Origin of the sequence: Nocardia fusca NBRC 14340 (assembly GCF_001618425.1) — a bacterium.
GTDB lineage: Bacteria > Actinomycetota > Actinomycetes > Mycobacteriales > Mycobacteriaceae > Nocardia > Nocardia fusca.
In genome coordinates, this window is sequence record NZ_BDCU01000022.1 from 119405 (window position 1) to 131792 (window position 12388).

Genomic DNA, 12388 nt, shown 5'->3' on the forward strand with positions numbered 1-12388 from the left:
ACCATGGCATGGGTCATCGACTCCGGCATGTACTACGCCGCCGCGATAAATGCCACCTGCTGGCAGGGGATATCAGCCTCGCGCTGGGCCCGCTGCTCAGCACGCTCGTGCACGACTGTGGTGGTATGGCCGGCGACCACGAAAAGTCGGCGGCGTGGACCACCGGCTACGATCAGCACGCCGCCGATATCGTCACCCTCGCGGCGACCCTGGCCAACGCCCTGCAACGCTTCGGTGATGTGCTGGCCGCCAACGGCTACAACTGGTGGCACGCCAACCGCGCGAAAGCCAGCGGACCCGAACCCGATCGGCCCAGCGCCTCCGAACCGCTCTACGACTCCGGGATGGCGCTCCCCACAACCGCCAAGGGCGATAACGGACCCGGGCTCGACGAGGGCGCGGTCGCCGGATTGCTCGCGCAGGTCGGCAGAATCCCCAACGGCGACGTCACCAGACTCGGCAAGGCCAAAGACGCCTGGCAGACATTCGCCGACCACGCCACCACCACCGGCGCGGCCGACCGGATCAAAGGCATCAACGCCGCCTTCACCGGCAGCACCGACCCCAATATCACCGATATCGAAACCAAACTCACCACCCTGACCCGAGCCGCGGAAATGCTGGCCCAAGCATCCAAAGCCCTGGTCACTCCGGTAGTTGAGCACCGGGACGCGCTCGCGGACATGCGCGATGACATCCAGACAGCAGTCGCGAGCGCCGGTAAAGAGATCGCCGCCGCTGTCGTCATCACCGCCGGTATCGTCGCCTTCGCCGTAGTCGCCTCCGCCGGCCTCGCCGCCCCCGCCGCAGCCGGCGGCGGCATCGTGGTCACCGCGGAAATCGTCACCACCACCGCCGGAATCATCAAGAACGCCGTCACCATCAGCCGGCTCCTGATCATCTTCGGCTCCGTCGTCGCAGTCGGCACTGCCTCCGGCGCCTTCACCGCCATCCCCGACCTCACCACCGACGGCATCAACACCGCCCTGGCCGCCATCGCCGCAATGAGCGTCCACATAGCCACCGACGGAGAAGAAGGACCGAGCGGTAGTCCAGATCAGTCTCGCGCCAGCGGTGATCCCGCAGAATTGGGTCGGGCCGTGGGAGAAGCTGCCGCGCAGATTCCGAAGGGATCCGGTCAGGGACAGCATATTGCTACTGAAGTCACCAAACTCGGACTCGGTCAACAGGAAGCCGCAACAGCCGCTGAGGCAGCAGCAGAACGAGCATTCGGAGAAACCGCAGGCGTAGCAAGCCTGCCCAATGGAAATCTCGTTGTCCTTCCCACGCAGCCGCAGGTGAAGGCATGGATCGAAGTGACCCCAGACGGTGAAGTAATCTTCAAACGGGGAACTATCGGTGGTCCTGGTTCCGACCTCGACGTGACCACCACAGGCCCACGCTGATCACTGACTCGGAAAGGAATCCATGACATCAGGCGCTCTGGGTGTTACCGAATTTCAACTTTACCTGTTGAAGACGATGCAGCCCATACGATCACTCCTCGATCCCGCGTTGGCCGCCCTGAATTGCGATGAGGACAAAATGCTCGCGGGCGCCGAAGCCGTATCGAAGTCGATCATGCCCGGGAAAGGCGGCTCGGCGCACGCTCTCAAAACTATATTGAATGATACCCTTATAGAAAAATCACACGGGCGGGAATCCGATACTTTTCTGTACCTCCTCCCTCTCTGGAAAGAATTTGCATTCAGGCTGGAACTGGATGACCTACCCTTTATGAGGAGAGTGGAGTTCATTCGCTACACAGCATCCGAGGAGGAGATAGCGCCTTGGAAGTTCCTCGAGCTCGATGTAGAAGAGAGGTTCGATGAAGTTCGCGAGATCGACTCCTGGGGAACCTACAACAGTTACACCGTGCGGGATCCCGGAAGCGGTGATCAGCTTTTCTTGAGGTTCTCCTGGGGACTTCTCCAGGAAGTAACAAGGTAGCCACCCAGCCGATGCGAGGGCATACTCGCTGGCGGAAGCCTTCGTTGAGCAAAGAGTCGCGCGCACAGGTCTCGACGGCAAAACCGTCAAGCCTTATGGGAAACACCTCCCTCAGGGGAGCCCTTCAGGGTCCCGGAGTTAATACACCCTTCAGCGAGCGGCTCGGGTGGAGGAGCTGGAATCAACGGTGAGTGTTCGTGGTGGACGACCAGGACCTCGTCCGCACCGGTCTATGCACACTGGCCGAACACGACAGAGACATCCGTGTCATCGCGGAGGCGGCGAAATCTTCCGACTCCGGTTCGCGCCACGCGGTTCGATGCCCTGAACCACGAATAGCGCGTCATCGGCCTGCCCGGTACCGGATTCATGGATGTCAGGGAATGTCGGCCGATGCGAATTCCGCCGCCCGCGGGACCGGCGTGCCGATGATCCATTCATGGCCGAACGGATCCCGCACCCGCCCCTGCCGGGCACCGTAGTACTGGTCGGCCACCTCGAACACGGTTTCACCGCCGGCCGCCACCATCCGCCGCGCGAGATCGTCGGGATCGTCGGTCACCACGGTCAGCAGCACCCCGCGGCCGCCGAGGCGCAGCGGGTCGGGGTCGAATTCGTCGGCGTCCTTCACCTGGAACATAGCCCCGCAGGGCAGCGCCAATTCGGCGAACAGCACCCGGCCGTCCGCCGCGTGCCGGTCGCGAAGTACAGCGGCCAAGACTTCGCTGTAGTAACGGATCGCCTTGTCGGCACCCTCGACACTCAACTTCGGTGTGATCTGCTCGATGCTCATGGTGCCGAGTATCGGCGGGCACCGCGCCCGCCGGCTTGGAGTTTTGTCGCCTGCGGTGCGGCGTAGTGACAGTGTCGGCAAGGGACGCTGCCGCCGGCCGATCACAGGGGCTCGGTTCGCAGGATGGCGCCCTCGTAGGTATGGGTCCGGCCGAAGTGGACGAGGGCGTCTACCCAGCACTGCGTTCGCCGGCGGAAAGCAGGGTCTCGGCGGCGTCGCGCGCGTGGCGTGCCGCCCGGGGGTCCTCGTGGATGGCGGCGGTGACCATGGCGCCATTGGCGAGAATCATCAGCTGATCGGCCACACCGCCGGGAAATGAGCCTTCGGCGACGAGTTCGGCCAGATAGTCGCGCACGGCGAGTTTGTGGCGCCGCGCGATCCGGGCGACTTCGTCGGAGGTGCCGCCCAGTTCCCCGACGGTGTTGATGAACAGACATCCCCGGAAATCGGGTTGGGCGAACCACTCGAGCAAGTAGTCGAACACGGCGAGTATCCGCTCCCGCGGTGTGTGGGCCCGCGCGTCCACGTATTCGACAATCGCACTGCGCACATCACGGTCGCGCTGCTCCAACACCGCGCACACCAGATCGGCTTTGGAAGGGAAATGCCGGTAGAGCCGCTTCAGCGACACGTTCGCGGCATCGCGAATGTCGTCCATACCCACCGCTTGCACACCCCGGTCGTTGAACAGCCGATCGGCCGCGACGACCACCTGTAGCGCCTCGGATCCATCCGCCACCGCGACCTCCTTGCGTTGAGAACCTTCGTTCTCCTATACTACCGATACCGGCGAGAACGCTCGTTCTCCCGGATTGACCGGCACGACATCAGCCTGGAGTGGGCACCCACCCAGCTCGAGAAGTCACGCCCGGATGACCCCGACCGCAGGTCCGGGCCACCCTCCGAAGGAGCAGACCATGAGTGGAAACACCGCGAGCAAGACCGCCGTTCTCGTGATGAGCGACCCCCAGGGCGGCGACGAGGCACTCGGCCGCGTATTCAACGCTCTCGCCGCCGCCTACGACTTCGACCAGGCCGGTGACGAGGTCCGGCTGCAATTCCAGGGCGCGGGCACCCGCTGGCCCGAACTCCTGAACTCGCCCGAACATCCTGCCTACGACGTGTATCAGGCAGTGCGGCACACGGTCGCCGGGATCTCGTGTGGATGCAGCGATCTGTTCGGCGGCAAGGAGGGCGCCCAGGCCTCCGGTCTCGAACTGATCAAGGACAACCCGCTGCCGGGCACCTCGGGTGTGGCCAGCGTGCGCACCCTCGTCGACAACGGATACTCCATCCTGTCGTTCTGACCATGGAACATTTCTTCGCACTCACTTTCGGAGCGGACGAGCAGGCGCATCAGCGCCGACGGGGCTCGTTCGACCGTTACGATGCACTTTCCGCCGCGCCCGTGCCGACCGGCATGGGCGCGGCGGAAGCCGAGTTCCTCCAGCGCCGCGACAGCTTCTATCTCGCCTCGACCGGCGGCAACGGCTGGCCCTATGTGCAACACCGCGGCGGGCCGGCGGGATTCGTGAAAGTGACCGGCCCGACGCAGTTGGTGTGGGCCGAGAGCACCGGCAACCGGCAGTACATCACCGCCGGCCACCTCGACCACGACGACCGGGTCGCGATCATCGCGGTGGACTACCCGAACCGCAAAAGGCTCAAGCTCCTCGGACACGCGCGGTTCGATCCGGAGCCCGCTCCGGAAAGGCTCGAACAACTCGAAATAAGCGGCCGCCTCGAAGGCCTGCTGACGGTCGAGGTCGTCGCCTTCGACTGGAACTGCCCCAAGTTCATCACTCCGCGCTTCACCGCAGACGAAATGCGGGCCGCCACCGAACCACTGAGAGAACGTATCCGCCAACTGGAGACAGCGCTGGCGGACAACGGAATTCCCACCCCGCTCTCCCCGTGACCGACCTGCCCGGCCGAATACTCCACGCCCCGGCCCTCGCAATCACGATCCAGGGTCATCGAGAAACGTCCGCCGGGAACGCCCAGCCCATGAGAGGTTGCCATGACCGACGCCCGACCACCGTATCCGCCCTTCACCGCAGACACCGCGCTCCGGAAGGTCCAGGCCGCCGAGAACGCGTGGAACACCCGCGACCCGCAGCGCGTGGCCCTCGCCTACACACCGGACTCGGTGTGGCGGAATCGCGATCAATTCGTCACCGGGCGCGACGAGATCGTCGCGTTCCTGACCGCCAAGTGGGAGCGCGAGCTGGACTACGCACTCCGCAAGAGCCTGTGGAGTTTCCACGACAACCGCATCGCGGTCCGTTTCCAGTACGAGTGGCACGACACCAGCGGACAGTGGTGGCGCAGCTATGGCAACGAACTGTGGGAGTTCGACGATCACGGTCTGATGCGACGCCGGGAAGCGAGCATCAACGACGTCGCGATCCCCGACTCCGAACGAAGGATCCGGGGGCCGCGAACCGAACAGGAACACGGGGTGGACATTCCGCTCCACTAGACGGTCTTGATAGCCCCACCATCGGCCAGATAGTCCCCTGGTCAGGTTTCCGGAGACGGGGGGCCAGGAAGGTGACCAGCGCCGCGGTCTCGTGTGGTTCGGTGAGCCGGCCGGTGGTGGTACCCATCCGGGAGGGGGCCTGAGCCAGGAACCGCGGCGAACTCTTCCGCCGCTGGTTCCGCCCCCACGCTGCCCCTTCCGGCCCTCCGGCCTCCTCGTGATCGACCCCGTCCGAGCCTGTGCCGCCCGCCGCAGCCGGCTGCGAACGCCCACGACGCCGACACCAGCATGATCCGGGCGCGCAGGAGCCGAATTCCAGCTCGTCAGCCCGACGCGAAACGATGAAGCAGTCGTGATCCTGCGGCAACAGGCCCCGAACCACCCCGCGGTGGCAGAAAGGGATGACCGACCGACCTCGCCGACGGGCTTCGTGCCGGCGGCGAGATCGACACCGAATCATCCGCCGAGGGCGGAACCGGCCGAGCCGAGGTCCAGAAACACCGTTTCACCGTTTGCGTCGTCCAGGCCGTCGTTATCGGTGACCACGTACAGATTGCCGTTACCCCCGACGGTGACACCCTCGACCTTCTCCTGGACGTAACCGTTGGTCGCCCGCAGATCCGGCAGTAGATCGCGGACCACTCATCCTCATGGCTGATCCTGGGGGGATTCCCAACCCGAACGACACCGTCACCGTCGTACCCGACGAAGTACGGGCGAGATCGCCGCCGCTGTCGTCATCACCGCCGGTATCGTCGCCTTCGCAGTAGTCGCCTCCGCTGGCCTCGCCGCCCCCGCGGCAGCCGGCGGCGGCATCGTGGTCACCGCGGAATCGTCACCACCACCGCCGGAATCATCAAGAACGCCGTCACCATCAGCCGGCTCCTGATCATCTTCGGCTCCGTCGTCGCAGCCGGAACCGCCTCCGGCGCCTTCACCGCCATCCCCGACCTCACCACCAACGGCATCAACACCGCCCTCGCCTCCATCGCCGCAATGAGCGTCCACATAGCCACCGACGGGGATGACAGCGCTGAGAGCGACTCGCCTCAGGAGACGACCGCCGCCTTCCCGCCACAGGAGGCAGTCGATAAAGTCCCGGACGAATGGGGTCCCGGGCGGCCCAACAGGAAGAAGGAAGGAGAACGGTGGCTCGATCCCGACAACCCTCAGGGCAACGGAGTGCGAATAGATAAGGGCGACCCCTCGAGTCCGAACCCCTCTCAGCGCGTAGACCATGTAGTCGTGCGCACGGACGGTAAGGTCCTCGGCCCTGATGGGCAACCTATTCCACCAGGAGAGTCCATTCAGCAGCACCCGGAAGCTCATATCCCGCTCAGTGAGTGGCTCGAGTGGAGGAGCTGGAATCAGCCGTGAGTGTCCGTTATCCAGAAATGCGTACCCAGGTATTCAGCGCTGTCAGCGCATTGGCGGATCGTGAGTACCAGCAGCGCGTTTGGATCGATCAGATCTATCCTCACGAGAACTACTATGACGACCTCGATCTGAACATACACATCCTCTACGACGACGCATTGGTTCTCCCTGACCCGACAGCCACGCTGGGACAAGTTCTGGCAAACCGGACCGAGGTGGACACGCTCCGTTTATTGGCCGAACGCCTTGATCCGATCATCGACGAGCTAGGCGATTCGCCCGATTCTGGATACCTTTCCCACCCGGGATGGCCGTCCGTGGTGGACGCCGCCAAATCCGCTCGCGAGGTCATGAGGTCGACAGGAGACTTGTGACTACTTTGCGGACCGCCTCGCTACCCCGCCACAGTGGCGGCGGCACGCCCACCGCGGAATCTGATTGGCATACATTCCCGTCACCCACACCGCCTCTGTGCGCGAACGGCTATCGATCCACTGGACTCGACGAGATATTCGCTGAGCGCGGATCGTCTGCGTCCTCCTTCATCTCAACAGCACGCGGTCGCGCCTGGAGTATCGGCATCGTCTGGCCTCGACCTCGACCCCGAATTCCGTGACGAGCTCCGGTCGGGGCAGACCTGGACCGAACAGCAGCGCCCGGCCCGGGTAGGCCATACTCGAACCGTCGTGGTCGTGACCGAAAGTAGGGGGATGTGAAGCTAGCAGAGGCTCTGTCGTTGCGTGCGGACGCGGTGCGCCGTATCGAACAACTGCGCGCCCGAATCGTGAGCAGCGCCCGATTCCAGGAGGGCGAGGAGCCCGCCGAGGACGCGACGGCACTGCTCGGCGAAGCCGGCGAGGTACTCGAGGAGTACGAAACACTGATCCGACGCATCAACCGCACCAACGCTGCCACGAATATCGGCGCGGACGGCACCCTGACCGACGCACTCGCCCGCCGAGACGCGTTGCGGCTACGGCATTCGGTGATCACCGACGCTGCCGACGCGGCCGCGGGCAAGAACCGGGGCGGCTATGCCCGACAGCTCCGCTCGGAGTTGAAGATCCTGTCCGCACTGCCGGTCGCCGAACTCCGCGCGCAGGCCGACGGGCTCGCCACGCAACTTCGTGAACTGGATGTGCGGATCCAGCGTGCCAATTGGGAGGTCGACCTCCTGGATTGATCACAGCAGTGGAGCAGGTAGCCGGCACGGAGGCGCGCACCGACCCGCTGGACCGACGGGCAATCGGTCACCTCCTGGCGCACGAAGGGCAGTGCGAGGGGTTCGACTCCCCCACTCACATCGCAGCCCAGCAACGCGCACAGGTGAGAGCGCACAGCGCACAACACACAACCGGGTGCGGATCCATCACGGTGAGGGCGGGTACGGGGTACTCCACGCATATTTCCGCGCCGACCGCAGCGTTTCCCACCGGCCCGAGCAGTTTCGTGCCGGTGACGGCCACCGATACCGGGCCCCAGGCAACCGAGCGCGCGGGTATTCGAATGCGGCGAAACCTTGAAGCGGCCGCCTGATCGAACACCTCGTACGGTCGCGTGCCTCAGGAGCAGTCGGTAAGGCCGGGTGGCCGAGGGAAGGATCCGATTCGAGGCCCGCTATCGGCGCGTTTCCGGCCGACTTGGCCCCGCATTCGTACCGTGGTCGGTAAGCAACCCCCGCGCGATGACGTCGGTGGCGGTGCGCAGCAGTTCACGGAGTTCGGGGGCAGAGCGGTGCAGGTCGTCGGGGCGCCAGCCGAGGCTGATGATGCCGTTCCAAGACGCCCACAGCACCGTGGCCACCGCGTCCGGGTCCACCTCGCGGATGCTGCCTGCGGCCACCCCGAGGCGCACCGCTTCGACCAGGCGCCGGTTCTGTTCGTTCACCGATTCGGCCAGCCGTTGCGCCATATCCTTGCCGGCGGCGTATCGGCCGGGAGAGGCCGGGAACGCGAGCATGCGGAAGTACTCCGGATGGGCCAGATAGAACTCGAGGTATTCCTCCGCGGCCGAGTAGAGCTGTTCGATCGGGTTGCGCTCGGGGGTGTAGGCGCGGTCCATAAAGGTGCGGTCGATGGCGAGCGCTCGTTCGACGACAGCCGCGTGCAGTCCAGATTTGGAGCCGAAGTGGTTGTAGATCGAGCCGACCGCGACACCCGCGCGGGCGGCGATCTCCTCGACCGTCACTAGTTCGGCCTCCTGCTCGGCGAACACCTCCTCGGCGGCGCGCAGCAAGGCGTCGACAGTGCGCTGCTTCCGTGGATCCATGACCCCTTCTTGTAATCGTTGCAAAATCTTCGCGGCAACTGCTACCGTACTCTCCATACTTCTTGTAAGCATTGCAAGAAGTTGCTCCGCGCCGGTAGCGGGAGCGCCGACCTGCCGTAACCACTCGAGTCGTCACGACCGATCAGGAGAACAGCATGGAGTGCGATGTCGTCGTCGTGGGTGCGGGAATAGCGGGTCTGGTTGCGGCCGAACGACTGTCCCGGGCCGGGTGTTCGGTCCGCGTACTGGAGGCGAGGGACCGGGTCGGCGGCCGGACGCTGAACGCCGATATCGGGGGCGGCAAGATCGTGGAAGTCGGCGGGCAGTTCATCGGCCCCGGTCAGCACACGATCGGGCGGATCGTCACCGAACTCGGCCTGGCAACCTTCGGCACCCACAACGAGGGCGCACACCTGCTGGAACTCGGTGACGCCGTGCGCCGATGGCGCCGGATCGTGCCGTGGTCGGGACCGGTCGCGTCGTGGTCGTTCGTCCGGTCGCGCCGGGCACTCAACCGGCTGGCCCGTACGGTGCCGCCGGAAGCGCCCTGGTCGGCCGCTGACGCCGCTCGATGGGACAGCGAGACCTTGGCGTCCTGGATGCGACGGAATACGAAATCGGCTACCGCGCGGGCGTTGCTGGGCACGGTAGTGCGAGCGGTATGGTCGGCCGAGCCCGAGGAATTGTCGCTACTGCACGCCCTGGCCTACATCAGCGCCGGTGGCACGCTGCAGCGATTGGCCGAAACCCGCAGCGGCGCCCAGCAGGACCGGATCGTCGGCGGATCGCAGCTCATCGCCCAGCGGCTGGCGGAACGGCTGCCGACCCCGCCACTTCTGGGCAGGCCCGTCCGGAGTATCACCCAATCGGCGGCCGAGGTCGTCACCCACACGGACACAGTCTCGGTGAGGTCCGGGTACGTCATCGTGGCGTTACCGCCGATGCCGGCCGCGCGCGTCGACTTCCGGCCGGCGATGCCCGCGGGCCGTGAACAGTTGCTGGCACGGATGCCGCAGGGCGCTACCTTCAAATATCTCGCGATATACGACGAACCGTTCTGGCGCCGCGACGGGTTGTCCGGTCAGGTCGCCAGCGACCGCGGTCCGGTCGGCGCCGTCTTCGACAACTCACCGCCGGACGCAACGCCGGGGGTACTGCTGGGGTTCGTGGTCGGCCGGCACGCGCACCGACTCCTGCGGTGGTCCGAAGCCGAGCGTGCACAGGCGGTCCGGGATTGCCTCGGCCGCTGGTTCGGCCCCCGGGCGGCCCGCCCACGGCAGCTGATCGGTACCTCCTGGACCGAGGACCCGTGGACCCGCGGCTGCTACTGCGGATATATGGTGCCGGGCGCGTGGACGTCGTACGGGCCCTGGCTACGACAGCCGCACGGACGGGTGCACTGGGCCGGCTCGGAGACCGCGACCCACTGGTACGGGTCGATGGACGGCGCCGCCAGTTCAGGGGAACGGCCCGCCGACGCGATACTCGCCGAGATCGGGGCGAGTGCGGCATGACCCGATGGCAATGGCACATCGTTCTACTCGGCGCGGGCGGCACCTTCACGCTGCTCGGGCTGTGGGCCGCGCTCCTACCCACCGATTTCCTGTCGGTGGTGGCGAACTACGGTCCGCCCAACACCCATCTGGCGCGGGATTTCGCCGCCTGCGCCCTCACCTTCGGGTTCGCGTTGCTGGTGGCCGACCGCCGCCCCGGCTGGCGGACACCGGCACTGACCGTCACCGCGGTCTGGAACGGTGCCCACACAGTGTCGCACCTGGTCGACATCGGGCAGGCCACCCCTTATTTCGTAGGCCCGCTGGAAGCGGTCCTGCTACTCGCTACCACCGTCGTATTCGCAGCGCTGGCCCGGGTCAGCGCCTCGAGAGGACACCGATGACAGTCGACATCTTCGACCAGAGCGAACTCGCCGCGGAATACGGTGCCGCGTGGAATGCGCACGATCTGCGCGCCATCATGGCCCTGCACACCGCGGATTCCACCTTTCGTCTCCAGTTACTCGACGCGCCCCTCGCGGTGGGGCACGACCAGGTGCGCGGTGCCTTCGCCGGTCTGCTGTCGACCTGGCCCGATATCCACTTCGATACCGAGACCAGGCAATACGGTCCGGGGTTTCTGGCGCAGCGCTACCGGGCGACCGCGACGCTGGCCGCACCGCTTACCCTCGGGCGGCTGACCGTCGAACCCAACGACACCCCGGTCTCCTTCGCCGGGCTCGACATCATCACCTTCCGGACGGGCCTGGTGCACACCAAAGAGACCTATCTCGATATCGCCGAGATCATGGCTCGGCTGGGGGCGTTGTGACCACCGAGCGGGATCCGGTACACGAGCGGATCGTCGAGGCATTCGCCGCGGGCTGGGCCGATATCGACAGCCGCGCACTCGACGACATCATGGCCGACGAGGTCGTACTCGTGCAGCCGATGATTCCGACCTGTCACGGCAAACGGCAGTGGTGGGCACATGTGGAGGCTTTACAGACCTTCGCCGCCGACCTGCGCAGTGACGTGCTCTCCTGGTCCGGCGCGGCGAATAAGCTCTACATCGAGCACCGGCTCAGCGCCGTCATCGGTGGGCGCACGGTGGTGATCGACGCCGTGGACAGCTTCGAGATCGACGACGCCGGTCGAATCGTGCGACGCACAGCGTATTTCGACCCCGCCCGTCTCATGTGGGCGGTTCTCACGACTCCGTCGATCTGGGTGCGCTGGTGGCGCTCGAATCTGCGGCCGAGCTTCGCACCGCCGGCCGGAAACGGTGTGCGGTGAACGACGAAGTCAACGAACGCGTGCGGGAGGTGATCGCCGATATCCCGCGCGGTCGCGTGCTCACCTACGGGGATGTCGCTGCGCGCGCCGGAGTCACCTCGGCGCGGATCGTCGGCCGGATCCTCGCCACCGACGGCGCCGACCTGCCCTGGCAACGGGTGCTGCGCGCGGACGGAACCTGCGCAGCACATCTGGCGGAGCGGCAACTGTCCCGGCTGCGCGCGGAGGGGGTCACGGTGACATCGGGCCGGATCGATCTACGGCGGTACCGGTGGAAGGAAACGTGAATGTACTGGAGATCGTCGCAGCCGGAGCACCGCAACGAACTTCCGGCACGTCCGCTGGGACACCCGCCCGCTCTGCTGGACCGCGGGCCCCGGCAGGTCACCGGTCGCGGAGAACGTCTCACCGAAATCGACGGCTGGCAAGCGATATGGCGGGTCGACGGCCACTCGATCCGAATAGTCGCACTGCGCAGCGCGTTCGACGCATCGGCCACCGCCCCGTTCCCCTCGGCGCATCCGCCCGACCTCGCCGATATGCGTGAGCGGTTCCCGGAACTGTCGCTGCTGTGGGATGCGATCCGGCACGAGTACTGGCGGCGTTTCCTTCCGTCCTGAAAGCGCACCGGTCACGGATACGGTTCGGCGCCCGGCGGTGACGATGCTTTCGTGGACAAAATGCTGGTGCTGGTGAACGGCCCGAATCGCCCGGGTGGCCGCCAAGCCC

16 protein-coding genes and 2 pseudogenes are annotated in these 12388 nt (G+C 65.7%); 13 read left to right on the forward strand and 5 right to left on the reverse strand.

Annotation, left to right across the window (positions count from 1 at the left end; all coding sequences use genetic code 11):
- The first annotated feature begins 8 nt into the window (after nt 1-8).
- Nucleotides 9-1406 (forward strand): hypothetical protein, encoded by a 1398-nt coding sequence (locus NF4_RS13305; protein ID WP_063127662.1) that lies wholly within the window; start codon nt 9-11, stop codon nt 1404-1406.
- Between the two features lie 22 nt (nt 1407-1428).
- Nucleotides 1429-1950: a hypothetical protein gene (locus NF4_RS13310; RefSeq protein WP_157120284.1), complete on the forward strand. Its 522-nt coding sequence runs from the start codon at nt 1429-1431 to the stop codon at nt 1948-1950.
- A 376-nt stretch (nt 1951-2326) separates the two neighbouring features.
- Here the strand turns inward: NF4_RS13310 and NF4_RS38605 are convergent, their stop codons facing one another.
- Nucleotides 2327-2743 carry a VOC family protein gene (locus NF4_RS38605; protein ID WP_063127664.1) on the reverse strand — a complete coding sequence of 139 codons (417 nt, stop codon included), beginning with the start codon at nt 2741-2743 and terminating at the stop codon, nt 2327-2329.
- Between the two features lie 169 nt (nt 2744-2912).
- Nucleotides 2913-3482 carry a TetR/AcrR family transcriptional regulator gene (locus NF4_RS13320; RefSeq protein WP_063127665.1) on the reverse strand — a complete coding sequence of 190 codons (570 nt, stop codon included), beginning with the start codon at nt 3480-3482 and terminating at the stop codon, nt 2913-2915.
- A gap of 178 nt (nt 3483-3660) precedes the next feature.
- On the opposite strand from NF4_RS13320, the gene NF4_RS13325 reads away from it, so the two are divergent.
- The 3 genes from NF4_RS13325 (at nt 3661) to NF4_RS13335 (ending at nt 5225) form a co-directional block, all read left to right on the forward strand.
- Entirely contained in the window at nt 3661-4050 is a 390-nt protein-coding gene (locus NF4_RS13325; protein ID WP_063127666.1) for a hypothetical protein, read from the forward strand.
- Between the two features lie 2 nt (nt 4051-4052).
- The gene (locus tag NF4_RS13330; RefSeq protein WP_063127667.1) at nt 4053-4661 is read left to right on the forward strand and encodes a pyridoxamine 5'-phosphate oxidase family protein; all 609 of its coding nucleotides are present in this window, start codon (nt 4053-4055) and stop codon (nt 4659-4661) included.
- Between the two features lie 102 nt (nt 4662-4763).
- The gene (locus NF4_RS13335) at nt 4764-5225 is read left to right on the forward strand and encodes a nuclear transport factor 2 family protein (RefSeq protein ID WP_063127668.1); all 462 of its coding nucleotides are present in this window, start codon (nt 4764-4766) and stop codon (nt 5223-5225) included.
- A 456-nt stretch (nt 5226-5681) separates the two neighbouring features.
- On the opposite strand, the pseudogene NF4_RS13340 reads toward NF4_RS13335, so the two are convergent.
- Together NF4_RS13340 and NF4_RS39785 are read right to left on the reverse strand one after the other, a co-directional pair.
- Nucleotides 5682-5867, reverse strand: a pseudogene (locus tag NF4_RS13340) (hypothetical protein); the annotation flags it as partial.
- A gap of 179 nt (nt 5868-6046) precedes the next feature.
- Complete coding sequence (locus tag NF4_RS39785) at nt 6047-6169, reverse strand: hypothetical protein (protein ID WP_269749596.1); 123 nt, start codon at nt 6167-6169, stop codon at nt 6047-6049.
- Nucleotides 6170-6577: 408 nt separating this feature from the next.
- On the opposite strand from NF4_RS39785, the gene NF4_RS13350 reads away from it, so the two are divergent.
- Together NF4_RS13350 and NF4_RS13355 are read left to right on the forward strand one after the other, a co-directional pair.
- Nucleotides 6578-6976, forward strand: coding sequence for an SCO4402 family protein (locus tag NF4_RS13350; RefSeq protein ID WP_063814574.1), 399 nt, complete (start codon nt 6578-6580; stop codon nt 6974-6976).
- Between the two features lie 338 nt (nt 6977-7314).
- Complete coding sequence (locus NF4_RS13355) at nt 7315-7785, forward strand: DIP1984 family protein (protein WP_063127672.1); 471 nt, start codon at nt 7315-7317, stop codon at nt 7783-7785.
- Nucleotides 7786-8219: 434 nt separating this feature from the next.
- Here the strand turns inward: NF4_RS13355 and NF4_RS13365 are convergent, their stop codons facing one another.
- Entirely contained in the window at nt 8220-8870 is a 651-nt protein-coding gene (locus NF4_RS13365) for a TetR/AcrR family transcriptional regulator (protein ID WP_063127674.1), read from the reverse strand.
- 137 nt (nt 8871-9007) lie between these two features.
- Here NF4_RS13365 and NF4_RS13370 point away from each other — a divergent pair.
- The 6 genes and pseudogenes from NF4_RS13370 to NF4_RS13395 form a co-directional block, all read left to right on the forward strand.
- A pseudogene (locus NF4_RS13370) lies at nt 9008-10384 on the forward strand (flavin monoamine oxidase family protein); the annotation flags it as partial.
- The gene (locus NF4_RS38610; RefSeq protein ID WP_063127676.1) at nt 10381-10767 is read left to right on the forward strand and encodes a hypothetical protein; all 387 of its coding nucleotides are present in this window, start codon (nt 10381-10383) and stop codon (nt 10765-10767) included. The pseudogene NF4_RS13370 and the gene NF4_RS38610, both read left to right, overlap by 4 nt.
- Nucleotides 10764-11195 (forward strand): nuclear transport factor 2 family protein, encoded by a 432-nt coding sequence (locus NF4_RS38615; protein ID WP_063127677.1) that lies wholly within the window; start codon nt 10764-10766, stop codon nt 11193-11195. Before NF4_RS38610 ends, NF4_RS38615 begins: the two co-directional genes overlap by 4 nt.
- Nucleotides 11192-11659, forward strand: a complete 468-nt coding sequence (locus NF4_RS13385) for a nuclear transport factor 2 family protein (RefSeq protein ID WP_063127678.1) — start codon at nt 11192-11194, stop codon at nt 11657-11659. The genes NF4_RS38615 and NF4_RS13385 overlap by 4 nt, the downstream gene beginning before the upstream one ends.
- Entirely contained in the window at nt 11656-11946 is a 291-nt protein-coding gene (locus NF4_RS13390) for an MGMT family protein (RefSeq protein ID WP_063127679.1), read from the forward strand. The genes NF4_RS13385 and NF4_RS13390 overlap by 4 nt, the downstream gene beginning before the upstream one ends.
- Nucleotides 11947-12279, forward strand: coding sequence for a hypothetical protein (locus tag NF4_RS13395; protein WP_063127680.1), 333 nt, complete (start codon nt 11947-11949; stop codon nt 12277-12279). It begins immediately after the preceding gene.
- Nucleotides 12280-12388 lie beyond the last annotated feature (109 nt).